General features: G+C 46.9%; 23 protein-coding genes and 1 pseudogene. 2 read left to right on the top strand and 22 right to left on the bottom strand.

Annotation, left to right across the window (positions count from 1 at the left end; genetic code table 11):
- Positions 1 to 4: 4 nt before the first annotated feature.
- The 21 genes from ACZ5DR_RS09280 to bioB form a co-directional block, all read right to left on the bottom strand.
- The gene (locus tag ACZ5DR_RS09280; protein WP_377368299.1) at positions 5 to 304 is read right to left on the bottom strand and encodes an STAS domain-containing protein; all 300 of its coding nucleotides are present in this window, start codon (positions 302 to 304) and stop codon (positions 5 to 7) included.
- Positions 305 to 340: 36 nt separating this feature from the next.
- On the bottom strand, positions 341 to 2,071 hold the full coding sequence (locus tag ACZ5DR_RS09275) for a hypothetical protein (RefSeq protein ID WP_377368301.1): 1,731 nt from the start codon (positions 2,069 to 2,071) through the stop codon (positions 341 to 343).
- Positions 2,072 to 3,811: a hypothetical protein gene (locus tag ACZ5DR_RS09270; protein ID WP_377368303.1), complete on the bottom strand. Its 1,740-nt coding sequence runs from the start codon at positions 3,809 to 3,811 to the stop codon at positions 2,072 to 2,074.
- Positions 3,811 to 4,248: a flagellar export protein FliJ gene (fliJ, locus tag ACZ5DR_RS09265; RefSeq protein WP_377368305.1), complete on the bottom strand. Its 438-nt coding sequence runs from the start codon at positions 4,246 to 4,248 to the stop codon at positions 3,811 to 3,813. The genes ACZ5DR_RS09270 and fliJ overlap by 1 nt, the downstream gene beginning before the upstream one ends.
- 48 nt (positions 4,249 to 4,296) lie before the next feature.
- Entirely contained in the window at positions 4,297 to 5,637 is a 1,341-nt protein-coding gene (gene fliI, locus ACZ5DR_RS09260; protein ID WP_377368307.1) for a flagellar protein export ATPase FliI, read from the bottom strand.
- Between the two features lie 12 nt (positions 5,638 to 5,649).
- Positions 5,650 to 6,441, bottom strand: a complete 792-nt coding sequence (locus tag ACZ5DR_RS09255; RefSeq protein ID WP_377368309.1) for a FliH/SctL family protein — start codon at positions 6,439 to 6,441, stop codon at positions 5,650 to 5,652.
- 3 nt (positions 6,442 to 6,444) lie between these two features.
- Positions 6,445 to 7,455, bottom strand: coding sequence for a flagellar motor switch protein FliG (gene fliG, locus ACZ5DR_RS09250; RefSeq protein ID WP_377368311.1), 1,011 nt, complete (start codon positions 7,453 to 7,455; stop codon positions 6,445 to 6,447).
- Between the two features lies 1 nt (position 7,456).
- Positions 7,457 to 9,130, bottom strand: coding sequence for a flagellar basal-body MS-ring/collar protein FliF (fliF, locus tag ACZ5DR_RS09245; RefSeq protein ID WP_377368313.1), 1,674 nt, complete (start codon positions 9,128 to 9,130; stop codon positions 7,457 to 7,459).
- 24 nt (positions 9,131 to 9,154) lie between these two features.
- Positions 9,155 to 9,514, bottom strand: a complete 360-nt coding sequence (gene fliE / locus ACZ5DR_RS09240) for a flagellar hook-basal body complex protein FliE (RefSeq protein ID WP_464543453.1) — start codon at positions 9,512 to 9,514, stop codon at positions 9,155 to 9,157.
- Between the two features lie 74 nt (positions 9,515 to 9,588).
- Positions 9,589 to 10,932: a sigma-54-dependent transcriptional regulator gene (locus ACZ5DR_RS09235; protein ID WP_377368317.1), complete on the bottom strand. Its 1,344-nt coding sequence runs from the start codon at positions 10,930 to 10,932 to the stop codon at positions 9,589 to 9,591.
- A gap of 1 nt (position 10,933) precedes the next feature.
- A complete protein-coding gene (locus ACZ5DR_RS09230) occupies positions 10,934 to 12,085 on the bottom strand; it encodes a sensor histidine kinase (protein WP_377368319.1) in 1,152 nt (383 codons plus the stop codon).
- Entirely contained in the window at positions 12,086 to 12,556 is a 471-nt protein-coding gene (locus ACZ5DR_RS09225; RefSeq protein ID WP_377368321.1) for a helix-turn-helix domain-containing protein, read from the bottom strand.
- A gap of 74 nt (positions 12,557 to 12,630) precedes the next feature.
- Positions 12,631 to 14,289, bottom strand: a complete 1,659-nt coding sequence (locus tag ACZ5DR_RS09220; RefSeq protein WP_377368323.1) for an EAL domain-containing protein — start codon at positions 14,287 to 14,289, stop codon at positions 12,631 to 12,633.
- Positions 14,282 to 14,656, bottom strand: coding sequence for a response regulator (locus ACZ5DR_RS09215; RefSeq protein ID WP_377368325.1), 375 nt, complete (start codon positions 14,654 to 14,656; stop codon positions 14,282 to 14,284). The genes ACZ5DR_RS09220 and ACZ5DR_RS09215 overlap by 8 nt, the downstream gene beginning before the upstream one ends.
- A complete protein-coding gene (locus ACZ5DR_RS09210; protein WP_377368327.1) occupies positions 14,653 to 17,238 on the bottom strand; it encodes a response regulator in 2,586 nt (861 codons plus the stop codon). Before ACZ5DR_RS09210 ends, ACZ5DR_RS09215 begins: the two co-directional genes overlap by 4 nt.
- 18 nt (positions 17,239 to 17,256) lie before the next feature.
- Entirely contained in the window at positions 17,257 to 18,420 is a 1,164-nt protein-coding gene (locus ACZ5DR_RS09205; protein WP_377368329.1) for an ABC transporter substrate-binding protein, read from the bottom strand.
- Between the two features lie 70 nt (positions 18,421 to 18,490).
- Positions 18,491 to 19,174, bottom strand: coding sequence for a dethiobiotin synthase (gene bioD, locus ACZ5DR_RS09200; protein ID WP_377368331.1), 684 nt, complete (start codon positions 19,172 to 19,174; stop codon positions 18,491 to 18,493).
- On the bottom strand, positions 19,167 to 19,970 hold the full coding sequence (gene bioC, locus ACZ5DR_RS09195) for a malonyl-ACP O-methyltransferase BioC (RefSeq protein WP_377368333.1): 804 nt from the start codon (positions 19,968 to 19,970) through the stop codon (positions 19,167 to 19,169). The genes bioD and bioC overlap by 8 nt, the downstream gene beginning before the upstream one ends.
- Positions 19,951 to 20,754 (bottom strand): alpha/beta fold hydrolase, encoded by an 804-nt coding sequence (locus tag ACZ5DR_RS09190; RefSeq protein ID WP_377368335.1) that lies wholly within the window; start codon positions 20,752 to 20,754, stop codon positions 19,951 to 19,953. Before ACZ5DR_RS09190 ends, bioC begins: the two co-directional genes overlap by 20 nt.
- A gap of 6 nt (positions 20,755 to 20,760) precedes the next feature.
- Positions 20,761 to 21,951: an 8-amino-7-oxononanoate synthase gene (gene bioF, locus ACZ5DR_RS09185; protein ID WP_377368337.1), complete on the bottom strand. Its 1,191-nt coding sequence runs from the start codon at positions 21,949 to 21,951 to the stop codon at positions 20,761 to 20,763.
- Positions 21,932 to 22,978 (bottom strand): biotin synthase BioB, encoded by a 1,047-nt coding sequence (gene bioB / locus ACZ5DR_RS09180; RefSeq protein ID WP_377368813.1) that lies wholly within the window; start codon positions 22,976 to 22,978, stop codon positions 21,932 to 21,934. The genes bioF and bioB overlap by 20 nt, the downstream gene beginning before the upstream one ends.
- Before the next feature lie 50 nt (positions 22,979 to 23,028).
- On the opposite strand from bioB, the gene ACZ5DR_RS09175 reads away from it, so the two are divergent.
- Positions 23,029 to 23,769 (top strand): ComF family protein, encoded by a 741-nt coding sequence (locus ACZ5DR_RS09175; RefSeq protein WP_377368339.1) that lies wholly within the window; start codon positions 23,029 to 23,031, stop codon positions 23,767 to 23,769.
- Positions 23,770 to 23,815: 46 nt separating this feature from the next.
- Positions 23,816 to 25,105: an adenosylmethionine--8-amino-7-oxononanoate transaminase gene (gene bioA, locus ACZ5DR_RS09170; protein WP_377368341.1), complete on the top strand. Its 1,290-nt coding sequence runs from the start codon at positions 23,816 to 23,818 to the stop codon at positions 25,103 to 25,105.
- Here the strand turns inward: bioA and ACZ5DR_RS09165 are convergent.
- Positions 25,077 to 25,175 (bottom strand): annotated as a pseudogene (locus ACZ5DR_RS09165) (hypothetical protein); the annotation flags it as partial. The gene bioA and the pseudogene ACZ5DR_RS09165 overlap by 29 nt on opposite strands.
- Positions 25,176 to 25,213 lie beyond the last annotated feature (38 nt).

Below are 25,213 nucleotides of genomic sequence, written 5' to 3'. Positions count from 1 at the left end.
CATCCTAACCTAAGGTAAACAGGCGCTCAAAACGAGCCATACGCAACGCGTTCTCAACAAAATCACGGGCACCAGTTAACACCACTTCCCCTTTATTGCCCCCCGCATGATCACGAAGCAGCAAAAGCATACCCAACGCAGAGCTATCAATATAGTTCACTTGAGATAAGTCTACGACGAATCGACACTGCTTTGAGCGCTTTAAAAAGCTTTCACGAAAGGCTTGCTGACAGGAATAATCAAAACGCCCCTTCACCACCAGTACCAAGGTATTGGTTTTGTCATCAAACTGCTCAACAATCATTTTATCGCCTCACAACATTAAACATAGACCTTTGGTCTACTTGTCATTCTCTATGCTGTGGTGAGTTAATTGAGCGATCCTTTCAAACTGTTCTTGCACCAAATTAAGGTGTGCCATGAGCTCAGATTCCGACCCTTTGATCTGCTCTAAACGGATACCTTGAGCCGCTGGTCGCGACTCTACAATATCCGCTAAAACCGTATCAATATCATGAGCTAAATCCACAATACCATGCTCTAGTGCACTGACCGTTTGATGATCATCAGCCATAGTTAAAAGCCCCAGCACAGCTTGTTTTGTATTCGCTAAACCATCATGAACAGAGTTGACCCAAGCACCTTGAGCCAACTGCAACTCTGTCAGCTGCTGAAAATAGGTTTCATACAATTCAAACCGTTGCTCGATTTGCTCTCTCACCTGCAAAAAGTTTTGTTTACTACCCTTCACCTCAAGCTGAACTTGGGACTCAAAAAGCTCCTGATCGGCTTGATCTGATTGGTTGCTTTGAAGTGTAGCAATGAGCTCACCTGACAACTGTTGCAGTTTGGTAATCTTATGATGTCCTTTTCCACATTGGTGCAAAAATGTGTTCATTCCTTCAAGGAAACCCGCAACATGGCTACGCACAGCTTCGAGCTTTTGAGAAAAACTGAGATAAGAGGAATTTTCATTCAAAATACGAATGGGGGCATTCCACACATCGTTTGACATGAGACTTAACGAGGCCTCTAACACCTTCAACTCATTTGTCGCCACTTGAGGAACAAATTCCACAAGGTAACCATATGGCTCACTAGAACCAATACGCTGAGAGTGCACAACAAAAGTTTGTCCGCCAATCAAGACAGGAGACAAGGACGAAGCAGACAGTAACGCTTCTGAAACCACCTCCCCTTCTAAGCGATCCAAATGGGCATCCACTTCAAGCACCTCGGCCAATGCAGAGGACTCTAACACCCAAAGCTCTGAAGCGCCCTCACTCATCACTGCGATCTCACGGTACTGATTCAACAGGAATTTAATGGAAACCGATGCAGACAAGGCAGACTGGCGTAACTCAATATCATGCTTAATGGCTTTGTTGTCATGCACTATTGAAGATAAGACACTGTCTAAATAACGGGAGAAATCACCATATTCGTCGTTTCGCGCACCATGAATCGCCGACAAAGGTTGATCTGAAAGCCGACGATCGAGCTGATAGTGGAAGAAACGTAGAGCCGATTTTCGGTCTTTTAGTACCCGACTCCAGCCCCATACCAAATACAAGAATAACGCCAACCAGCCGATACTCAGCAATGGAAACAAACTGTTTTGAAAAACGGTAAACCGCTCCAATTCCGAACGAATAGAACTAAGAAGTTGAGAGATTTGACCTAAACGACTGATGGCAAGCTGCTTATGCTCATCTGGGTTGTAGGTGGATGCATTCGGCACATCTGGCACTGACGCATCATGTTGCAACAAACCTTGTACACCTGCTTTTAACGCCCTCTCAGCTTCCAGCAGATCTGTCACTAAGTAGGTACCCTCTTGGGCAACCAATTCCCAACGGTAAGACAGTTCCATGGTTGTGGTCGTTAAGGTATGAGTTTGCTGTAAGCGCTCCATCTGAGATGCATATTGCTGGCTAACGGAGTAATACATCACTGACAACAAGCCAATTAAGGCCACGGTAAACACTAATGCATACTGTACAATCCAGTCAGAAAATCGATTACGAGATTGATTAAACTCATCATAAGCAGACTTTTGCGTATCTAGCATTTAACTGGCCTCTAACAACATACGATGCAAAGCAAAAACCTCTGCTTCACTGACAATCTGTAAATCTTGAATAATACCTGATACCCATTGCGGATAAAGCTCACTTACAGACGCCAATTGAACCTCTTCACGAGGCTCAACATGAACTCCTTCAATGGTTTGACATCCCACAGCAATCTCCATTCCTCCCGCTCGTAACACTAAAAACACACCCGTTTTATTCATCACTACCCAAGGGTTCAATATGGGAATAAGAGAATCCTCAAGCAACAACATAGACTCACCAAAACGCACACAAGCAACGCTTGGCAATACTGCACTGATTAGCATTGAGGCGACTCGGATACGGCAATTTTTACACACTAAACACTCAGTTATCTTAACCTGATCACTCAAAGTCGAAATGGGGGTTTGGCAAATACCGTTGGGAGACTGAGTAGCCCCTTGAGCAAGTATCCTGACATCTAATTCATCGGGTAGGTGATACTCTTCCATAAGCTCACCACGCACACTCCAAACATTAATCACCTTATCGGGTAACCACTTGGTGCGAACCGGCGTCCCATAGGCTCTCTCAATACCATCCCCCATTAACAGGTAACCTCTCTGATCACGCCAAACTCTGAGCACAGGCTTTTCTTCAGCGCTCTCAGATTGCCCCCACCCCGCTTCCGTTAATGAAAGCCTTGTCCCTTTCATAACGTCTAGTTCGTGAGTATCGGCAAAATACGCAGGGATGATAACGGTTCGACCATTAGTCGATACCTTATAAACAGGCAAAATGACCGACGCCAACTCATAGGGTAAGATGTCCCCACCGGTTACGACAAACACACCGCCGTATGCCATCAAGGCCACCGCCGCTCTCGCTTCCGCTATAGGAGGTCTATCTTTAGCAACCACATGAAACCCCGTTGCCCCATGCAAATCATATAGCGTATCTAGGGCCAAAGTTTGAGAGCAAACCCTGGTTTCCATATCTGCAAATAATCGCCCTAACGATGCATTATGGCGCCAGGTTTCCCGCTCAATGGCAAAGCGCTTTAAATATGAAAGCGTTTCCCTCGTCGTATTTTGGTCCAGTCGGCTGACAACATCCCTCTCAAGCTTGCTGGAGCTCTCTGCTTCAGACCAGTGCCAGCCAGTATCACATCGCTGCTGTAGGTCCATTTTGCTTAATGTGGTTGAAAGAGTAAGATCACAAGATACGATCCCCCCTTCAGACACTCCTAAGGAGGGCAGCTGATTAGCACAGTGATCAATTGACCAAAGGCCAATCTCTGACAAAAGATTTAAACCTGTTTCAAGCTCCCCAAGTTGCCCTTCAAAAGCACCCGTTAAAGTATTCGACTCTTTACCATCGTAGGGTGCAAAGGCATCGAAAATCCTCTGCTTAAGCTGTAACAATTCACCTAAATCCTCAGGCAAGTAAAATGACTCAGTCAATAAGTACTGTGAGCGCGCCTCCGTTACCCATGCCATAAGCAAAGATTCCTGAGCACTTGGCCAACCGCCTTGGGTTGCTAATGCTTGATCGAGTCGGTCATGAAGGCTGCCACAGGCACTGCATATACCTTCATGCTTACTCTCTAGAGACAACTCTGCCACCAGTTCTGACAACAGGAGCAGGGTTCGGGAAGCCCCATATAAGGGTTTTTCTGGCAGAGAAAGTATCGCCTCTTCCAATTGGAAGAATAGCTTAGGAGTTTGATTCGTCAGGACATCTAGGCCATCGGACATCAAGAGTTCATCCGATCAAAAAACAATCGACTGGCAAATTCATCAATCTGCTTCTGCTCTTGCTTGTTTTCTATAGCCACTTCTTCCGTGACACTTTTATCTTTTAACCAATCCATTCCCTTGGTCTTCGCGCGGGCGTTTTGCCAGCGTTTCATGGTCATATCTAGCTGTTGCTGAGAGCGTTTTACCTGAAGAATCTGCTGCTGAATCGCCTGTTGCACACGATCCACAAAGTGTTGGTAATTCGTTGTGAGGTAAGGGGATAAACCGAGCAAATTGCGTTCTTGATCATATTGGCTAGCATAATCGCGAAGATCATCCAGCTTGCGCTGATCCTCTAACAGACGTGCACGGTCACGAGCCAGAAGCTTTACAACTTCGTCTTCTTTACGTTTAGCAACGTCTACCAATATTTGCATGCGCTGAGATTTTTTCATGCTACTCCCTCGGAACCTCTAGATAGTAGCGATTACTTACTCTAGCGTCTAGTTTGTGGCTGGCACCGAAGTCATCGCTGCTACTAGAGCCTCCAAACTACTATCAATAGAGAAGCTTTCGCTTAATGACTGACGCAAGAAGTCATTGATGGCAGGCATTAACTGGATGGCTTGATCTAATTCTGGATCACTGCCTTTTGTATAGGCCCCAACAGCGATTAGGTCTCGGTTTTGCTGATAGCGAGAATACAGCTGCTTCACTCGCATGGCCCCTTGCATATGGGCTTCGGAGACAATATGGGGCATGGCACGGGAAATGGACGCTTCAATATCAATGGCAGGATAATGACCTTCTTCCGCCAAACGACGAGACAATACAATATGCCCATCCAGAATGGCTCGAGAAGCATCAGCAATAGGGTCTTGCTGGTCATCTCCTTCCGTCAAGACCGTATAAAAGGCCGTTACTGAGCCCCCCCCTTCTTTACCGTTACCGGCTCGTTCTACTAACCACGGTAGTTTTGAAAACACAGAAGGCGGATAGCCCTTGGTGGCAGGCGGTTCACCTACAGATAGGGCTATTTCTCGCTGCGCTTGGGCATAACGGGTCAAAGAGTCCATCAGCAAGAGAACATTTTTGCCTTGATCTCGGTAATACTCGGCAATCCGTGAGGTCAGTACCGCTGCCCTGAGACGCATTAACGCGGAATCATCCGCTGGCGATGCCACCACCACAGATCGAGCCAAGCCTTCTGGGCCAAGTATCTGCTCAATAAACTCTTTCACCTCACGGCCACGCTCACCAATCAGCCCCACCACAGTAATGTCAGCTTCGGTAAAACGCGTCATCATCCCCAGCAACATACTCTTACCGACACCACTGCCAGCAAACAACCCTAACCGTTGACCCTTGCCTACGGTCAACAAGGAATTAATGGCTTTGATGCCCACATCAAGAGAATCGCTGATCGGTTTACGTTCGAGGGGGTTGATAATGTCGCTTTGTAGAGAAATGCTTTCTTCCGCTTGTATCGGCCCTTTTCCATCAAGAGGACGACCTAAGCCATTTACCACTCGACCAAGAAGCCCCGGACCGACCGGCATTAAACTCTCTGCTTTTAGAGGTTTTACCCTTGCGCCAGGGGAAATGCCATCGATGGCTTCCGTAGGCATTAAATAAGTCAAATCGCCAGTAAAACCGACTACTTCGGATTCTACCCAGCGGTTACGCCCCACTTGCACCAAGCAGCGGTCCCCCAAAGCAGCGACACAACCAATCGCCTCCATGGTCAGTCCCACCATGCGCGTCACTTTGCCTTCGATATCAACAGCGATATCAGGCAGAGGCTGTTGCTGCAGGTGAAAAAAACGATCAATCAGATTGGTCATAAATGGCGCCAACTAGGGTTTGTCTAAATGGCTTAAAATCTCTTGCAGACGGGTCTCAACTCGTCCGTCCACAAAGAATGCCTGAGAATCCAGCACGAACCCACCAGGTAACAAGGCTTCATCCTGCTTAATTTTAATCTGTAAGCGGCTATCCGTGGCAAGAGCTTGAGCCGCCTCAACCAAGGAAGGATGCACACTCAAAGCAGCCCTTCCCTCATAATCGGCAAGTTCTGTTAGCGTTTTAGAGAGCTCTGTTGTGAGTAACTGCTCACTAGCTTCTTCTAATTCATGATGAAGCACATGCTCAACCAAGCGCTTGGCTGTGGTTCTTAAAATACCCTCAATAGCATCTCGAGATTGTTCAAGGGGACGTTCAAACTCTTGTAGGCAGGCATTCAATAGCTGTTCCAGTTCTCCTAACTGGCTTTGGGCAAGCTCAACCCCCTTCTCAAAGGCTTCGCTTTTGCCATCTTCTAAGCCTTTTTCAAAGCCTTCTGAATAACCAAGCTCTTGGCCTTTTTCAAAGCCCTCTTCTTTACCCTTTTCAAAGCCTTCATCCTGACCTTGAGCAAACCCTTCTTCGTAGGCGGCACTACGAATTTCTTCTAACTGCTGCGCCGTCAGAGGTTCGTAGACTAACGATTCTTCATCAATCTCTTCGGTGACCTCAACCGCTTCATCCTCTTTGATCGCCAAACCTGAGGTTTGACTTCGAGGTTTAGAAGAGCGATTGGAGTCTAGATTAGGTAACTCCCAGCGCTCATAGGCAGTGAGTTTTTTTTGTTTCGGTGTTTCGTCTGACATTCATTAAACCATTTGTTCGCCGCCGCCACCGAGGACGATCTCACCGTTGTCAGCCAAACGTCTCGCAATCGCAAGAATCTCTTTCTGAGCCACTTCCACCTCACTGACACGTACAGGACCCTTAGCTTCCAGGTCATCCTTAAGCATGTCTGCCGCACGGGAGGACATATTGCGGTATACCTTCTCCTGCATATCTGGGTCCGCACCCTTCAACGCCAAGATCAGAGTTTCGGATTCCACCTCACGCAAGATGACCTGAATACCACGATCGTCAACTTCCATGAGATTATCAAAGACAAACATGAGGTCTTGAATGCTACCAGCAAGATCTTCGTCCACATCCCGGATCGATTCCATTAATTCAGCTTCCACCGAACTGTCGATGAAGTTCATAATGTTTGCAGCCGTTCTTACGCCGCCAATAGATGTGGATTTAGTGGAGTTATTACCAGAGAACTGGCGCTCAAGGATGTTGTTCAATTCCTGTAATGCCGCAGGCTGCACTGTGTCTAGAGAAGCCACACGTAATACAATATCCAAGCGCACACGTTCATCAAAATTCGACAAGATGTCCGCTGCTTGGTCAGGATCTAAGTAAGAAATAACAATGGCTTGAATCTGGGGATGCTCATAACGAATCACATCTGCAACCGCACGGGGCTCCATCCATTTCAAGGTATCCAAACCTGTGGTATTGCCACCCAATAGAATTCGGTCAATAAGACTACCGGCTTTTTCTTCACCTAACGCCTCTTTCAACATGTTACGAATGTAACCATCGGACCCAAGCCCTAGACCTGTCTGATCCCCAACCAGAATCAAAAAGTCATCTAATACTTTTTCAACTTGGTGACGCTGCACATTAGTCAACTGTGCCATGGCCTGACCAATGCGCTGTACTTCTTTTGGCCCCATGTGCTTCAAAATTTGAGCCGCATCAGACTCACCAAGAGACATCAGCAACACAGCCGCCTTTTGAATGGAGCTCATATCTCCAGCGTTAGCATCACTCATCTTAGCCTTCCATCACCCATTGTTTTACTACTTGCGCAACACGCTCAGGCTCTTCTGCAATCAAGCCACGAATCGCATTAAGCTGTCGATCAATCTTCTCAGGAGACCCTGGAACCATCACATCTTCAGCACTCACCAAGGACACCTGATCATCGGCGATTTCATCTGTTTCATCTGCAAAAATTGCCGCTTCAGTATCTTCCGCCACAGCAATCTTGTTTTGCTCACTCAGGGTTCTCAAAATCGGACGAACCACCATCAATAATAGTAGCAAAACAAACAAGCCCACCAAGGCTGGCTGCAATAGATCCATAAACCACTGCTGACGATAGAAAGGGACGCTTTCTGGTTCTGCAGGAGGCTCTGGCAAGGCAAACGGTGAATTAATGACACTGACGCTGTCACCACGGGAAGGGTCATAACCTACAGCATCACGTACCAAGAGGGTCAAGCGGCTTAACTCATCATCGCTCCAAGGCGTTCTAACAATCTCAGAGGTTTCAGGATTAACCGATGCGATATCATCCACCACGACAGCCACTGACAAACGTCTCACGGTCCCCTGTTGACGGCGGGTATAACTGATACTGCGGTCTAACTCAAAGTTGCGGGTAGTTTCTTCCCGAGATTGACCATTAGAACCTTGACCTGAGCCACCAATGGCAGCACCGGAGCCATCAGTGGCTTCAGGAATATTCACTGCTCCAGGGGGCTGATTGGTCAAAGAACCAGGAACACCACCATTCGCGGAGGCAGATGAGCTTCTTTCACGCAAGGTCTGCTCACTTCGCAATGCGAGCAAGTCGGGATTGTACTGCTCGTCGGTTTGTTCTACCGCGGTAAAATCAATATCCGCCGATACTTCCGCTTGGAAGCGACCACTCCCTACTACTGGCGAAAGGATATTATTGACCCGCTGCAGCATCACATCTTCAACACGACGGGTATAGTCAAATTGCTTGCCTGCGATCGTCAGCTCAGTATTACCACTCTTATCCGTCAGTAAGGTGCCGCGCTGATCGACCACAGTGACATCTTTATCACTTAACTGAGAAATACTAGAAGCCACCAAATTCACAATCGCATCCACTTGGCTGCGATCTAATCGCCGACCGGGATAAAGCTCCAAGAATACCGATGCGGAGGGCTTACGGGTGTCCCGCACAAATACGGACTCTTTCGGGATGGCAAGGTGCACTCGGGCAGATTTAACACTTTGTAAACTGGTAATTGTCCGACTCAACTCACCTTCCAGACCTCGACGGTAGCGGGTGGTTTCCACAAACTGAGAGGTCCCCAAGGCTTGCTCTTGGTCCATAATCTCGAAGCCGACAATATTGTCTGAGACGATACCTGACCCTGCGAGCTTGAGTCGCGCTTGATGATAAAAGTCAGACTCAACGAGCAAAGCGCCCGAATTTTGATCTAATTTGAAAGGGATATTATTGGTATTAAGAATTTCAACAATTTGATCAGCATTATAATCGGTAATGCTGCTCAACACTGGCTTATAATCTGGTCCAGATGACCAGAGAACTGCCGCTAGGGCAATAGCAATAGACGCAGCTAAGCCGACCATCAATGAAAGCTGACGGATCACCGTTAACTTATTGAAGCCCGTCAACAATTCCATATAGAGCTTTTGCTCAGATCGTTCTGCTGGGACGTTATCCATTCAGTACTGCCGCGTCTAAACCCATTAAATAGGCATGTTCATTATTTTTTCGTAGGCATCCACCAGCTTATTACGCACTTGGGTCATGGCCTCAAAGGACACGCTGGATTTTTGCAAACCAATCATCACTTGGGGCAGATCCACACCGTCTTCCCCACGCTCATAGGCTTGCGCCAAGCTTGTCGCGTCTTTCTGCAAAGAATTTACATTATCCACTGCGGATTTAAGCATGTCTGCAAAGTCTGGGCGCTCCACGCCATCGACACTTTGCGTGGTGTCAGTTTGCATGGGATTCTGCAGTCCAGAACTCGGGGCTTGCACCTGACTTCGCAAATCGCGCATCTGTGAAAGCACCTGATTAATATCAGGTCTGTCCGTTATCATAATCACTTACACCCAAAAAAAACCATTAATTTGTAACAGCTTAGCACACTGCTATTAAAAACTAGACTTATATATCAATCAACTTCTATGCCACATTCCCGCATCTTAGCGATTTTATAACGTAAAGTCCTAGGACTGATGCCTAAAGTCTCAGCCACTTCTTTTCGCTTACCTTTTGCGTCAATAAGAGCTTGAGCAATAATGCGGAACTCATGTTGCTGAACCCCTTTACCTAAAATAGACGCCGCTTCGCTGGCATCTTCATCGGCCTCTTCTACTTTAGGGGCAGAAATCATATCAAATAAAATATGCTCATCACTGATACGACCTTGACCACTCAAAATCAACGAGCGCTGAATAACATTCTCAAGCTCACGAACGTTACCAGGCCAAGAATGAGCTTCAAGTTTGCTCAGTGCAGAAGGTGTCAACAAAGGGTTATCAAGGCGCATCTTTTGTGCATGCTTCAACAATAATGCTTCTGCTAGCGGTTGTATATCGCCTTTACGCTCACGAATCGGTAACCACTTCAAAGGAAAGACATTTAAACGGTAATACAAGTCCTCACGGAAGCCCCCATTACGGACATATTCACCTAAATCGCGGTTAGTGGTAGCAATGATTCGAACATCTAGTTTGATTGGCTTTTTCCCACCAAGGCGCTCTACTTCTTGCTCTTGAAGCACACGCAGTAGTTTAGCCTGCAAACCAATATCCATTTCGGTCACCTCATCTAGCAACAAGGTACCGCCGTTGGCCTGTTCAAATTTACCTGCTTGAGAAGACACCGCCCCTGTGTAAGCGCCCTTCTCATAACCAAACAGCATGGCTTCGAGCATGTTTTCAGGAATGGCCGCGCAGTTTATCGCTACAAATGGCCCAGTACTTCTCTCTGACGCCGAATGAATGTATTGGGATAAGACTTCTTTACCCGTCCCGCTTTCACCACAAATCAACACCGTGGAGTCCGTCACTGCAACCCTTCTTGCCAAATCGATTAAGGCAATACTCGCAGGATCTTTCGCTATCGGTGCATGACTTTTAACCTGCGCCACATGGGAAGTATGTTTAGCGATGGCTTCTAGTAATTCCGTTTCCTGGAACGGCTTCAATAAATAATCAACCGCCCCACTACGCATGGCATCTACCGCATGGGCGATGTCACCATAAGCCGTCATCAGCATCATAGGCAATTCAGGAAAATGATCTACCACGTGTTGCAGCAGACCATATCCATCCATACCCGGTAGGTTCACATCTGATACCACCATATCGAATGTTTTACGCTTAAGCTCTAGGATGGCCTGTTCAGAACTGTCCACCATCAAACATTTGTAACCAGCCAATAACAAAGTGTCTTCTAAGGCTTCAGCCAACCCATGATCATCCTCAACGACTAATAAACTCACATCTGTCATATCAACTTCCTATTATTGGCAAAACGACTGTGGCGGTGGTCCCCGTCCCAAGATGACTCTCTAATGAAAACGAACCATGGTGAGCGCGGGTGATCGCTTTTACAACCATAAGCCCAAGCCCAGTGCCGTGCTGTTTAGTCGTCACAAAACCCTCTTGGACCCGCTGCATTTGATCTTCACTCATCCCCTGACCGTGATCCTTAATTGAAATAGCCAGTTGTCCCGAGCGCTCTTGCACTGAAACATCAATAGGCCCCACTCCTTTTGACGCTTCAATCCCATTACTGACAAGGTTTAGGAGCGCACCGATCAGCACTTCCTGATTACATTGAAGCATACCCTTTAGGCTCTCATGGGCCGTCCAAGTGAATCCACAATTTTTCTGACCGGCTAGCTCAGCCACCCGCTCTTGGAGCAACTCAGAAAATGCCTTAGTTGATACTTTTTCATCAAGTTTCACGTCGGCCTTAGAAAAAATCAGCATATCGCGGATTTGACGTTCAATATTGTTCAGGCGATCCGACAGTTTCCCAGCAAATCGAATGCGCATATCTTCCGATAACGCTTCTTTTTCTAAGTGCCCTGAATACAAGATAGCAGAAGACAATGGGGTTCGAATTTGATGAGCCAAGGCAGCCACCATTTTACCCATAGTGGACAAGCGCTCATGATGTGCCAACTGGCGCTGCAGTGAATAAGTCTCAGTTAAGTCAACTAGGATGATCAGCTGCCCAGGAACATCCCCCAAGGAAGAGGTTTCTACTCGCACCCGTCGTCCCGATACCATGGTCACTTCATGCCCATCGTCTTTTTGTGGTCGAAAGCTTTTGGGTACGATTTGGGACCAACTCCCACCTAGAATTCGTTCACCAAACAAGCGCTCTACGATGGGGTTTGACATCACTACTGTGCCTTCTGCATTCAGCAGAAGCACACCAACAGGCATAGACCAAAACAATTGTTGAAACTGCTTTAATAGCACCTTGTTTTTGGATTCTTCTTCTTGCTTAGCTTGCTCTGCGACCTGTAACTGAGCCGTGAGCTGGCGCACTTCTCTCTGTAATTCTTCATAGGAAGATTGCAGGGTTCTGGAGGTTTCTTCAAACTGCAGAAAGGCTTCCCTTAAGTGAGCAATTTCTTCGTCCTTGTTCACTTATAGCTCCGATTTATCAATTTGGTAACGGCGCATCTTTTCAATCAAGGTCGTACGCTGAATTTGCAACAGGTCTGCCGCTTTCGATACCACACCATTGGTGGTCATCAAGGCATGACGAATCAAAACGGACTCCAAATGACGCACGTAAATATTTAAATTTACAGCCTGAGTACGGGGCATATTCGGGGTTTCAGCAAGGCGATTGAGCACGGGTAAAATCTGCTCTTGACGCCAAGGAATTGGACAGCTCCAAACCAGCGAATCCTCTACATTCGATAAGGTATCCCCGAGCCAAATGGCAGGCAAAGGCAATGACAGTTGAGCAACATCCAAGACACTCCCTACGACAAAGAAGTCAACGTGCTCACCAGAGTCTGGATCGAGCACCACTTCAATACCTAAAAAGTGAAGCACCGGCGCAACCGCCTGAGTCTCTTCTTGATTTACTCCAATTAAACAGGCTTTCATGATTCTCTATGCAAAAGATTCTTAATAACTTCTGACTTTAGCACAGTGTCTCTCTATAGACAGTGTTTTAAATACTACAATACATCAATAAAATCTTTATAAGGCAAAGGCTTATAATAAAAATACCCTTGAATAAGATCTGCACCAGAGGCTGAAACCCAGTTCAATTGCTCCTGTGTCTCCACTCCCTCAACAACTACTTCAAAATCCAAGTCATGGGCTAAAGCAATTATATGGGACAAAATACTCTGGGCTCGATTATCCAGCTCCAGCGCGTCCACAAAGCTTTTATCGATTTTAAGTTGGTCAATAGGTAACTGGAATAAATAGCTTAATGACGAATACCCGGTACCAAAGTCATCCAAAGATATTTTCATTCCCTGATTCTTTAGTGAAGACATTACCCGATTTACCAGGGCCTTATCATCTAGAAAAGTGCTCTCTGTTAACTCAAGTTTAATCAAGGCCGTCAAATGAGATGGGTAGGAACTAAGAAGGCGAGTAATTTCCTGTTCAAAAGTCGATTCTAAAAAGTGTTCCGATGCAATATTAATACTGATCGGCACAGCTTTCTGAAGGGTATCCAGATTCTGCAAGGCCTCTAGTGTTAAGGAGGTTACAAGCATCCCCAAGTCACTGATTAATCCCGCCTGCTCCGCAATCGGTATAAACTGCCCTGGAGAAATCATGCCCCGCTCTGGGTGGGGCCACCTTACTAACGCCTCAGCGCTGACTACTGCACCAGTGGCAACCGCCACCTGAGGTTGAAAGTAGACTTCAAGCTCCCGCTGGTCAATTGCACGACGTAAATCAGCCTCTAAATAAATACGCTCTAATACAACCGATTGGGCATCATCTTGATACACTGCAAATGGTTGATGCAAGCTTGTACCGGACATGGCAGATGCCAATTGACGATTTAATTCTGACGCAGCGACCACTTCATCCGTCACGGTTGCCGCAACACGAACTTCCTCCAACACAGAAATGGTGTCCGAGGTAAACTGGCCAGACAAGGTGCGTATAATGTGCTCTGAGATTTCAAAAACGGCCTCATCTGACACATTCGGCATGGTGATCGCGACACTGTCATAGGTCATGCGATATAAAGCAGGAGCCTGACATAAGCCACTGTCATTCAAAAACTCAGTCAATTTGTTTATCTGAGCACACAAATATTTAGTTGCACCGTCTACCCCAAAACTGTTGTAGATATCCGTGTACTTTACAAACTGCACCTGCAATGCTTTTACAGACTGATAGCTATCCCAATTTTTACTGTCTGCCATCATGCCGCTGGCATTCGGTAGCCCAGTATAAATATCACTATTCTGAGCGGTCTGAATTTTATCCAACGCCCGAGCACGCTTTTCCAGGGCAGCATCTGTGCGAGCTTTCAAGATAGTAGGATTAAAGGGTTTCGATAGGTAATCTTCTGCTCCTAACTCAATCCCCTTTGCCACATTTTCCAAATCATCGGCGGCCGAAATCATGATGACAGGAAGATTATCCAGCAGCTGAAGATTGCGCAACTCAGTGAGAACTTCAAAACCATCCATGCCGGGCATCATCAGATCTAAAAAAACCAGATCAATCACTTCATCTCGAACCAGCTCAATTGCCTTAAAGCCATTGTCCGCCTCGACACAGTTGTCAAAGCCAAACCGTTTCAAACGACGCTTAAGTAGGTAGCGGTTATCTTCAATATCATCAACAATCAATATCTTAGGCATCTTTGCCTCCGGATAACAATGACTCCAATTTGCCTCTCAATCGAGTAAAGTCCACTGGTTTACTATCAAAATCATTAGCTCCCGACTTTAGGGCCTGATCAATATGCTCTTGCATCGCATGAGCCGACAACGCCAAAATCGGCAAATCCCTTCCCGCTCTGCGTATTTGTTCAATCGCCTCCCAGCCATCAATCCCAGGTAAACTTAAATCCATCAAGATCAAATCGTATGAACCAGACAAACACTTCTCAACACCCTCTTCACCAGTGGGTGCCACATCCACTTCCATACCAATGCGTTTAAGTCGCCGAGACAACATATAGACATTGTCTTCATTGTCCTCAACGTACAGGACCTTTACCGTCATCCTCGAGCCTCTTTAACAATCGATTTCATTCGAGAAAGAAAAGACCCCTCGCTATCACCACCTTTGCTCAACACGGCTGTCGCTCGTCCTTCTAACCATTGTTTTTGCTCAGGCGTTAACTCCATAGCAGTCATGATATATACATCCAAATCTTTAAACTCTCCTGAGCGCATTCGTTGCAGCAGCTCAAAACCATCCATTTCAGGCATCATCAAATCCAGAATGACAAAGTCGGGACGGACTTGCGCTAAACGCTGCAGAGCCACTTGACCATTTTCCGCTTCAAATACGGTTAACCCAAGCCGCTCAAACAGCTTTCGAGCAGACATCCGAATTTCCTCAGAGTCATCAACTACCAACACAGAAGATGCGTTACTAGACTCTTTACTTGCAGTGTGTAATATCCGCTCAACATCCTCTTGTTTAATGGGTTTTACTAGGTAATCCGTGGCCCCCATTTCATAAGCCTTCTGGCGCTCATCCGAAACTGAAATAATCACCACAGGGATGTTTGCAAGGGCCTTATCTGCTCTCAATGCTGCCAAAGTATCCCAACCATTTAACAGGGGCATTTCCACATCAAGGGTGATCATATCGACTCGTTTATTTCGAGCTATCTCAAGTGCCTGTACACCATTTTCAGCGACTTCTACCTGCACGTCTTCTGGGATATGACGTCTAATTAATTCTGCACTGGTTGGATCATCATCGATCAGCAATAGAGTCTGCAAATCCGCACTTATGACATCCGTCGACGAGACTTTCGGAAGACGTAAAGGGATAGAAAAAGTGAATGTAGAACCCTTTCCAAGTTCACTGGTAACCGTGATATTACCGCCCATCATTTGGGCAAATTTACGGCTAATAGCAAGTCCTAACCCAGTCCCCTCGTGTTTACGGTTAGATTTAGAGTCCAATTGCACAAACTCCTTAAATAACGTCGACAATTGTTCCTCTGAGATACCCGGCCCCGTATCCGTCACACTGATTTTTACATCACCATCATGCATTGTGGCGGCGACACCGACTTCCCCTTGATCGGTAAATTTGATGGCATTACTGATGAGATTAAACAGCACTTGCTTAAATCGTGTTGGGTCAACAACCGCCCTGCCGAGGGTGTCCTTGTCTAACGTAAAGGCAATAGGTTTATCCTTCACTAGGGTTTCAGCCGTTTCAATGACCTCTGTAACCAAAGCATCTAAGTCCGCGTTTTCTGGATATATCTCCATTTTTCCAGACTCTATTTTAGAAATATCTAATATTTCATTGATTAAACTCAATAGATGTTTTGAAGCACGAATCACTCGTTCTAGAGGCTCCACATAATCCTCATCGCCAAATTCTTTCGCATCCTCATGCATCATCTCGGATAAACCTATAATGGCGTTAAGTGGCGTGCGTAACTCGTGGCTCATTTTGGCTAAAAACTCTGATTTAACTAAACTGGCCTTTTCTGCCTCATCACGGGCAAGCTCTGCTTGCTCCCTATGGGTTTCTGCATCAATTCGCAGTGTTTCCGATTCAATTCGCAATGACTCAGAGCGATCACGCTCCTCTAGAATCTGCAATTCACCAGACTGGATACGGCGCTCTATACGCCCCAACAGGAAATAAAAGAACATGAGTAGCAAGGCAGCAATAAGCAATGCTGCGACAGTTACTACCAATTGCAACCATAGGGTATCTTCTTGATCTTGGGTCGTATTCTTTACCACAAGCGTTTGTGCTATTAATTCACCTTCAACACCAAAAAACGGCAATAAGGCTAGGTCAAAATACTCTTCACCCAATCCAATACCGGTTTTATAAGAAAATCGCCCTGCGTCATTATTGGCCATCATTTCTTGATAAACGCTAATGAAATCACTTGGATTCACCAGTGCATCACTGCTGTAAATGGTTAATGTCGCTTCAGAAAATGGTTGTGCATATTGGTTAAATGTCATGGCAGGAAAAGCCTGAGCCAATTGTGGATCAACTGAATCAGTCCCAGCAATAAGGTTGGTATATACCCCATGGGCCCTAGATAGCTGGCCAATACTTCGCACAAAAGGATAATCGGCCACCAAAGCACCGAAGCCATCAGGGAGCAATTGCACTGCACGTAAAATAAGTTCGCCTGTAGGGAGCAATATCAGTCCCCGCTTATAATTCAGTCCACGCTCATCATTATTAAATGAATCACCATATCCCATTGCTATATCCAATGGCAGAAGAGAGGTGGCCGTTTCAAATCTAAGCTCCCCATTATCATCTACCCAAGTCAAACGGGATAACTTCATACCAGCAACCGTTTGCTCAAAAATACTCTCAAGGGGAACCATATCGTTGGAGACAATCAACGATTCCAACAGTGTTAGGCGCTCTTCCAAAGCCCCCATAACACTGGTTTGTTCTTGAAATAGCTGATCATCAAATTGGTTAATACGCTCTTGTAAACTGCGCTGCTGAAGACTTTCAAACCAAAGCCACGCCACACCAACAAACAGCAGCCAAATCAGAAAAAAGGCAATAATCAGTGGCAACAATACTGGCAACTTGATTTTTGAAAGCTGTTTATTTGTCAACGACATATCCATGTTATGCAGCCCTACAGATTAATTTTCGACGATAAAGAAGTCCCAATCCACAACACGTGACTGAGCATGAAAACCTGGATAAGCACCTGATCCTAAATTCAAATTGCTCATCACACTAAGCGCAATAATTAACTGTCTTTGGCGTTCTGGGTCTTTCCCCTCTTGTACCCATCCAGTAAATCGGCGCACCACATTGAGTGGCAATTTAAGCGCATCGGAGGGTGTCTCTAAATTAAAAGGGTTGACCACATCTTCAAGGCCACGAGCTAATACTAGCGCCGTTATATAGCCTTCGAATCCACGCATATGAGGCGTTAGATAAGGATTAAGGTCAGCAAGACTTTTAGTGTAATCCTGGTAAGTCGGGGTTGTTAAAACAGAAGCCCCAAAAAAAGAAACAGATTTTAGAGAGCGGATAGACAACAACTGACCCTTAACTGATTTTGGATCCACAGCAGATGTTAACCAGAGCGTTTTATTCTCATAAAACGACATACCCAATTGCCGCAAAAGGATGTTTAACGTGCGGGAGTCCCCTAGTAGTAAAACTTCGGAATTAGTGATGGCGGAAGCACGTTTAACTGTGTCATGGAAACCCAGGGAGTTGGCTGGATAACTGACGCCCTCCACCTCAACTTTTTGAGCTTGGCAAGCTTGCTGCACAAAACCAAACATGACACTGGCCTCTGGATGCACAACAGATACCCGTTGAATGCCTTGGGCTTTAAAACTCTCACACAAGAATCCAGCCTCAGTGGACATAGTGGGGCGGACACTTAAAACGTTTCTGGTTTTATCTAGAGCTTGAGGAGGCATAGCAACGCCACCAAGAAACAGAATGTCTTCTCTTTCCGCTACGCGCGCTAACGCCAATGAAGAGTGCTCCCCCCCTCCCAAAATAGCTAAAACATTTTTGCGATTTGTAAAACGCTGGGCGTTTCTCTCTGCCAAAACTTCTGAGAACTCGTCATCGAGCGCTTCCAGTTTTAACGACTCGCCTCTCACTCCCCCTTGAGCATTAAGCTTGGCAAAGGCCGCTTGAACACCATAACGGTAGGCGAGGTTATCCTGCCCCAAAGGGCCGCTAAACCCCGCGCTCATACCAATTGTGATATCTGCGAAAACGGCCGGCGCTGACAAGAGAGCCAGCATCAGCACTAAATATTGCTTTACGGGAGCCACAAGCGAATCTTCCTAATCATTCCATACTTACGTAATTCTTACACAAATATTGGAAGCACGCCCATAAAAATCAGCTCAATTTCGACAGTATCCCATCAAACTCCTGTTCAGCAGCAAGTCTTTCCTCATGCTTTGATAAGGTGCCAAGCAAAGGCGCTGACAACATTCCTTGGAGCGTTGCGAGGTTTTCCTCAAAGTAAGGCATCTCTTCCAACCCAGCATTCGCCACCCAGCCAGCGATTTTTAAACCATCACGATTAATGGCTTCCATTGTGAGAATGGCATGATTCAAACATCCAAGCTTCATGTTCACCACCACAATCACCGGCAAAGCCAGGCGTTTTGCCACGTCGGACAATAACTCTCGATCATTTAATGGGACGCGCCAGCCCCCTGCCCCTTCTACTAAGGCGAAGTCATGGGGCGTAAGCAAGGTGCCTTTAATAAACCCTTCCAAACGGGAAGCATTGATGATCCGATTCTCTTTCGCTGCCGCAATATGAGGAGCAATGGCCGCTTCAAAAACCACAGGGTTCACCTGCTCGTATCGCAGCTTAACCGAGCTGGCCGCCTGAATACGCAAGGCATCCTCGTTTACCCATTTACCCTCTACTAATTCTGCCCCTGCGGAGATTGGCTTTACTCCTAAAGAGCGTAACCCTTGACGCCCAGCGGCGGTCAATAAGCCTTCACAGACGTGGGTTTTTCCGGCGTCCGTATCGGTTCCGGTGACAAAATACTGCTGTTTAGCCATGATTTACCTTTTTCAAACGTATAAACGCAACACGATAGGACAAGGGCAGCCCCTGTGTTTCTCGATAGCGTTCGTATTGGGTCTCAAAATTACGCCACTTACCTGGGCTGATAGGTGCAGCGCCATCTTTTATCAATGAGGCGCCTACTTTTTTGAGGGAATCTACCACATCTCTGACGCAGGGAAACCAGCTAGTAATAGTGTTTTGCTGGGCCTGTACCTCTTGAAAACCTGCTCTTCGACAGATTTTAAGTAGCTCATCATAGGACAAATACTGATTTTGGTGGGAGCAGCCATCCACTTGCTGCCAAGCTTGATTCAGCTCCGGCATTGAATCTTGCAGCAGGGTCGCGAATACTAGCTCCCCATCTTGTTTGAGTACCCGGTGCAACTCATCAAACAACACCTCTTGATTGAGACACCATTGCAAAGCAAGACTGGAAAAAATGCCATCCAATGATTGGCTTTTTAACGGCAGTGCCTCTGCATCCCCACAAATAAAGTGCGCCTCAGGCATTCTCCCTTGAGCTTGCTGCAGCATAGAGTGAGAAATATCAGCAGCCAATAAACTAGGACAAGTTTCAGCACTTGCAAACAGGGATAAGGCTCGCCCAGTTCCGGTGCCCAGATCCAACCAAACATCATCAGTCTGAGACACATTCACCATGGCAAATAATTGGTTTAATACCACCTCCTGGAAGGCGGCATAATCATCGTAGGTCTGCGCCGCTTTAGAAAAACGCGCGGCGACTTTTTGCTTATAGCTAGGAGAGATATTAGCGGGTTGAATGCTCATCTATGTACTGTTGTATTAAGGCCACACATTGTGGCTCATCTTCAATAAACGGCTGATGACCACAGTCTGGTAGAACCATCACTGTCTGCAGCAGGTTCGATGGCAATTCATTCACCACCTGAGCAGAAACCAGTCCATCTTGGGCACCAAACACATGCAAATTCGGAACATCCAGCAAAGCCATTTCTCGACGCACATCGAGCTGAGCCAACAAAGCCAAACCACGATTTAGCGCCTCAGGGTCAATCAACTCTTTAGGCTGAAAGGATGCTAACTGCTTCAGGGTCGCTTTTTCATCGCGACAGCCCTGGGATTGAATCGATAGAAAGCGTCGATAACCTTTTTCCGGTGTTTCACGCACCAGCTCAGCAAACTGATCGAACGTGGTTTGCTCCATCCCCAAAGGCCAATGCTCATCGGCAACAAATTTTGGAGCTGAGCCCAGGGTAATAACCCCTTCCACACAACTAGAGCGGCGTGCAGCAATATAATTTGCCACCATGCCACCCAACGACCAACCGACCCACCAACAAGGCTTAGGAGCCGAACGAATCAATTGCTCTGCTAAGGCATCAATATCGTAATTGGGACCAAAGCGATTACGCTTGTGCCAATCAGAATCCACCGAAATACCCGGCAAGTTAGCCAGCACCACATAAAAGTTCTTGCTCAGGGCTTGCGCCACCCTATGAAAGACTTCCTTCGGCATGGCCCAACCCGGGACGAAGAAAATCGCAGGATGACTCGGATCACCAAAAGCTTCTGTTTCAATAGGAGTACGCATAAACCATCACTTACCCAGGTCATTAAAGATGCGATCTAGGGTATCACATAAATAGATCACATCTGTATGACTGTGCTCAGCACTGAGAGTAATCCGTATACGAGCCGTATTCACCGGCACCGTTGGCGGACGTATGGCGGTACATAAAATCCCCTTCGCCTTTAGCTGCTCACTAATGGCGAGAGCTAACCCATTGGAGCCAACAATAATCGGTTGGATGGCACTGTTCGATGCCATTAACTGGGCAGGCCAATCCGCTGCTCGTGAGCGAAACAATTCAATATTACTCGCTAGCCTGCGCCGCCTTGCTTGCCCTTCCTCTGATCGAATCACCTCAAGGCTTTTTAACACCGTTGCTGCAACTGCAGGGGACATCGCCGTGGTATAAATAAACGGGCGAGCAAACTGGGTGAGGTATTCCGCCAAATCTTCAGAACAGGCCACAAAGGCTCCCGCCACACCAAATGCCTTGCCAAAGGTGCCCATTAGTAAAGGGACTTTAGAGGCATCTAGCCCAGCCAATGCCAGGGCGCCACGCCCATCATCTCCCAAACAACCAAGGCCATGGGCATCATCTACCATCAATGTCCACTGGCGAGCCGCGGCAGACTCTGCCAACAACTTTAATGGTGCAATGTCCCCATCCATACTGAACACCCCATCCGTCGCCAAAATACCAGCCTGATCAGACCGGTCCATAAGCTTTTCAGCACTTTGCACGTCCCCATGCAAATACCGACGAAACGGCGCCCCTGATAGCTGAGCCCCATCGATTAAGGAAGCATGATTAAGCTTATCCATGATGACAGGACGGTCTTTGCTACCCAGAGCAGAAATCACCGCCAAATTAGCCATATAACCTGTACTGAACAGTAAGACACGATCGTAGCCAAGCCACTGAGCTAACGCTTTTTCCAAGGCAGCATGGATATCTAAATGACCACAGACCAAATGAGAAGCACCACTTCCTACCCCCATCTCTAGGGCGGCATCCGCCATGGCTTGCTTAAGATCAGGATGGTTTGCCAGTCCTAAGTAATCATTTGAGCAAAACGACAGGTAGGGCTGGCCTTCCTGACTCACTCGGGTGGATTGAGGCCCTGCAATTTTTCGTACCGAGCGATATAAATCCTGAGATTTTCGCTCCTTTAGGGCCTGCTTAATCCAGTCTGGCGTACTAGCTGACGCTGGCATCATAAAAGAACTTAGACTCTTCTTGGGCTTTCGCTTGGGCAACGATAGATTCTTCTACCGCTTCATCAGACACATCATGGCGTTGCTCTGGTTTAATACCCAATTTTTCAAACAGCAAGCGGTCTTTGTCCGCCTCAGGGTTGCCTGTGGTCAGTAGTTTTTCACCATAGAAGATAGAGTTAGCCCCCGCCATAAAACATAAGGCTTGAGTTTGCTCGCTCATACCCTGACGACCCGCAGACAGGCGCACGTGAGAATGAGGCATTAGAATACGGGCCACCGCGATGGTACGAATGAAATCAAACTCATCGAGATCGTCCACGTTCTCCAGAGGCGTACCCGCTACTTTCACCAGCATGTTAATCGGCACACTCTCAGGATGAGGCGTCATTTGGGCCAACTGACGCAGCAACCCTACACGATCTTTCTCTTCTTCTCCCATACCCATAATGCCGCCACAGCAAAGTTTTACGCCGTTGTCTCGTACTCGAGAAAGGGTATCTAAGCGCTCTTGGTAGGAGCGAGTGGTAATGATGCTGTCATAGTACTCTGGAGACGTGTCAAGGTTGTGGTTGTAGTAATCCAACCCTGCCTCGGCAAGTTGCTTCGCCTGATCTTCGTTTAGCGTCCCCAAGGTGACACAAGACTCAAGACCAAGCTGTTTAACGCCTTTAATCATCTCAAGCACGTAAGGAAAATCTTTTTGCGACGGATGCTTCCAAGCAGCCCCCATGCAAAAGCGGGTTGCGCCTTTTTCTTTCGCCAAGGTCGCTTCTTGCAACACCTTTTGCACTTCCATGAGCTTTTCTTTCTCTAGCTCTGTGTTGTAATGACCACTCTGAGGACAGTATTTGCAGTCTTCTGGGCAAGCCCCTGTTTTAATGGACAACAAGGTACTAACTTGAACTTGATTCGGTGAAAAGTGTGCCCTATGTACGGATTGAGCATGGAATAGCAGATCCATAAAAGGCAAATCAAACAATGCCTGAACTTCTTGGCTCGTCCAGTCAAATCGGGGTTCAGTGGAAATATTCACCGTATCGGCTCCATCATTTTATTGTTGCAAGGAACGCAATACTAATGAACAACAGAAATCTGTCAACCTTGATATTTAACAAGGTTTACAAAAGGCTGAATATAGAACAGTGCTATATTTGCGGTTTTAAAGGGGAAGGAAACCTTTGCTCCCAATGTCGCACCTTCCTCACACCAAACACCCACCACTGTGGCCAATGCGCTCGCCCCACCCTAGTCAGCATCGACATTTGTGGTCAGTGTCAAAGCCATCCACCTGCCTTTAAATCGGTCATTGCCCCGCTGGTATACAGTGGTCTTACTCGTGCCCTCATCACCCAAGCGAAATTCAACAACAAAGGCCACCTATTTCGCCCCTTAGCAAAGTTATTAGCCCATGCATTGCTAGAGCAGCTGGACCTCTCAAAACCTTGGCACTGGTGCGTGGTGCCTACCGGGCGAAGCTCTCTGCTAGAGCGGGGCTACTGTCAAACACGCTTCATTCGTAAGCTTCTAAAATCACATTTAAAACATACCTTAGAGCATCCTTTTCATACCTTTGATATTTCCCGTAGCCAGGAGCGCCCAACACAACACACCCTTAAAAAGAAAGAACGCCAACGCTTAAGTGCCAAGGCATTTACCGTGGCAAAGCCTGCACCGGACTATGTGATACTGATTGACGACCTCATTACCACAGGCAGCACCATCGAAGCCTGCGCCAAAGCACTCAAGCAGGCAGGCAGCAAAGAAGTCATTGTGGTCGCTTTGGCACGCACACCATCTCAAACTAGCGAGCCCCTGTAAATTTCGCTAGTATCCCGCCACATTCATCACATTTGGCTGCTCATCTATGAACCAAGCACAACTCATCGAGCTCGATAAACAACTCCTGTGGCACCCTTACACTTCTATGAGTCACCCAGCACCCCATTTTTTGGTGAAGGGTGCAGAAGGCTGTGAAATTGAGCTAGCCGATGGTCGTAAGCTGATTGATGGTATGTCCTCTTGGTGGAGCGTTATTCATGGCTACAACCACCCAAGCATCAATGACGCCATGACACAACAGATACACTCTTTTTCCCATGTCATGTTTGGTGGTCTTACCCACGAACCCGCTATTGCTCTGGCACAGAAGTTAGTGAGCATGACACCTGAGTCACTCCAGCGTGTCTTCTTTTCTGACTCTGGTTCAGTGTCTGTGGAAGTGGCTTTAAAAATGGCCATACAGTACTGGCATACCCAAGGCCTTCCCTCTAAGCAGCATTTCGCGACCCCACGCTCGGGTTATCATGGGGACACCTTTGCTGCCATGTCGGTGTGTGATCCAGTGAATGGCATGCACAGCATGTTTAACCAAGCTTTAACGCCTCAGTATTTCGTCTCACCGCCACCCACAGGTCTTACAGAGCCTGTTCAAGAAGCTTACCTCCAAGAGATACGCATTCTTTTTGAAGCCGAGCACCACCAGTTGGCAGGCTTTATTATTGAACCTGTCGTACAAAATGCCGGAGGCATGCGTTTTTACAATCCGAGCTATTTGGATGAGCTTCGTGCCCTATGCGATGAGTTCGATATATTGCTGATCTTTGATGAAATAGCCACTGGCTTTGGCCGAACTGGCAAGCTGTTTGCCACTAATCACTGCCATATTGAGCCTGATATTATGTGCTTAGGTAAGGCACTTACTGGGGGCTACATCACCCTGGCAGCCACTCTGGCCAACGACAAGGTGGCCCTAGGCATTAGCCAAGATGGCGGAGTATTTATGCATGGCCCAACCTTTATGGGCAATGCCTTGGCGTGCTCAGCCGCAAACGCCAGTCTTGATTTAGTGGCAAGCTATGACATTGAAAATAAAGTGGGGGCTTTGCAAAGCTGGCTTGAAGAAGCCCTAAAACCCTGCGAATCACTTGATGCTGTGGCCAGTATTCGCTGCCTTGGTGCCATTGGTGTTGTGGAGCTCCATCAGCCAGTTAATCTCCATGAAATCCAACCCATGTTTGTGGAGCAAGGCGTGTGGATCAGACCCTTTGGCAAGCTTATTTATCTGATGCCCCCTTATGTGATCACCAAACCTCAAATTGAGCAGCTTGGACACGCCATCTATCAAGTCATCGAAACTTACCACAGTGACTCATAGAGGCTCCTACAAATAGAACTCTTGTTAATAGAGCTCTTGTGAATAGAGCTCTTGTGAATAGAGCTCTTGTGAATAGAGCTCTTGTGAATAGAGCTCTTGTGAATAGAG

The sequence above is a fragment of the Marinomonas vaga genome, from assembly GCF_055388305.1.
The sequence above is the reverse complement of the archived record's forward strand: the minus strand, read 5'-3'. Positions and strand labels throughout refer to the sequence as shown.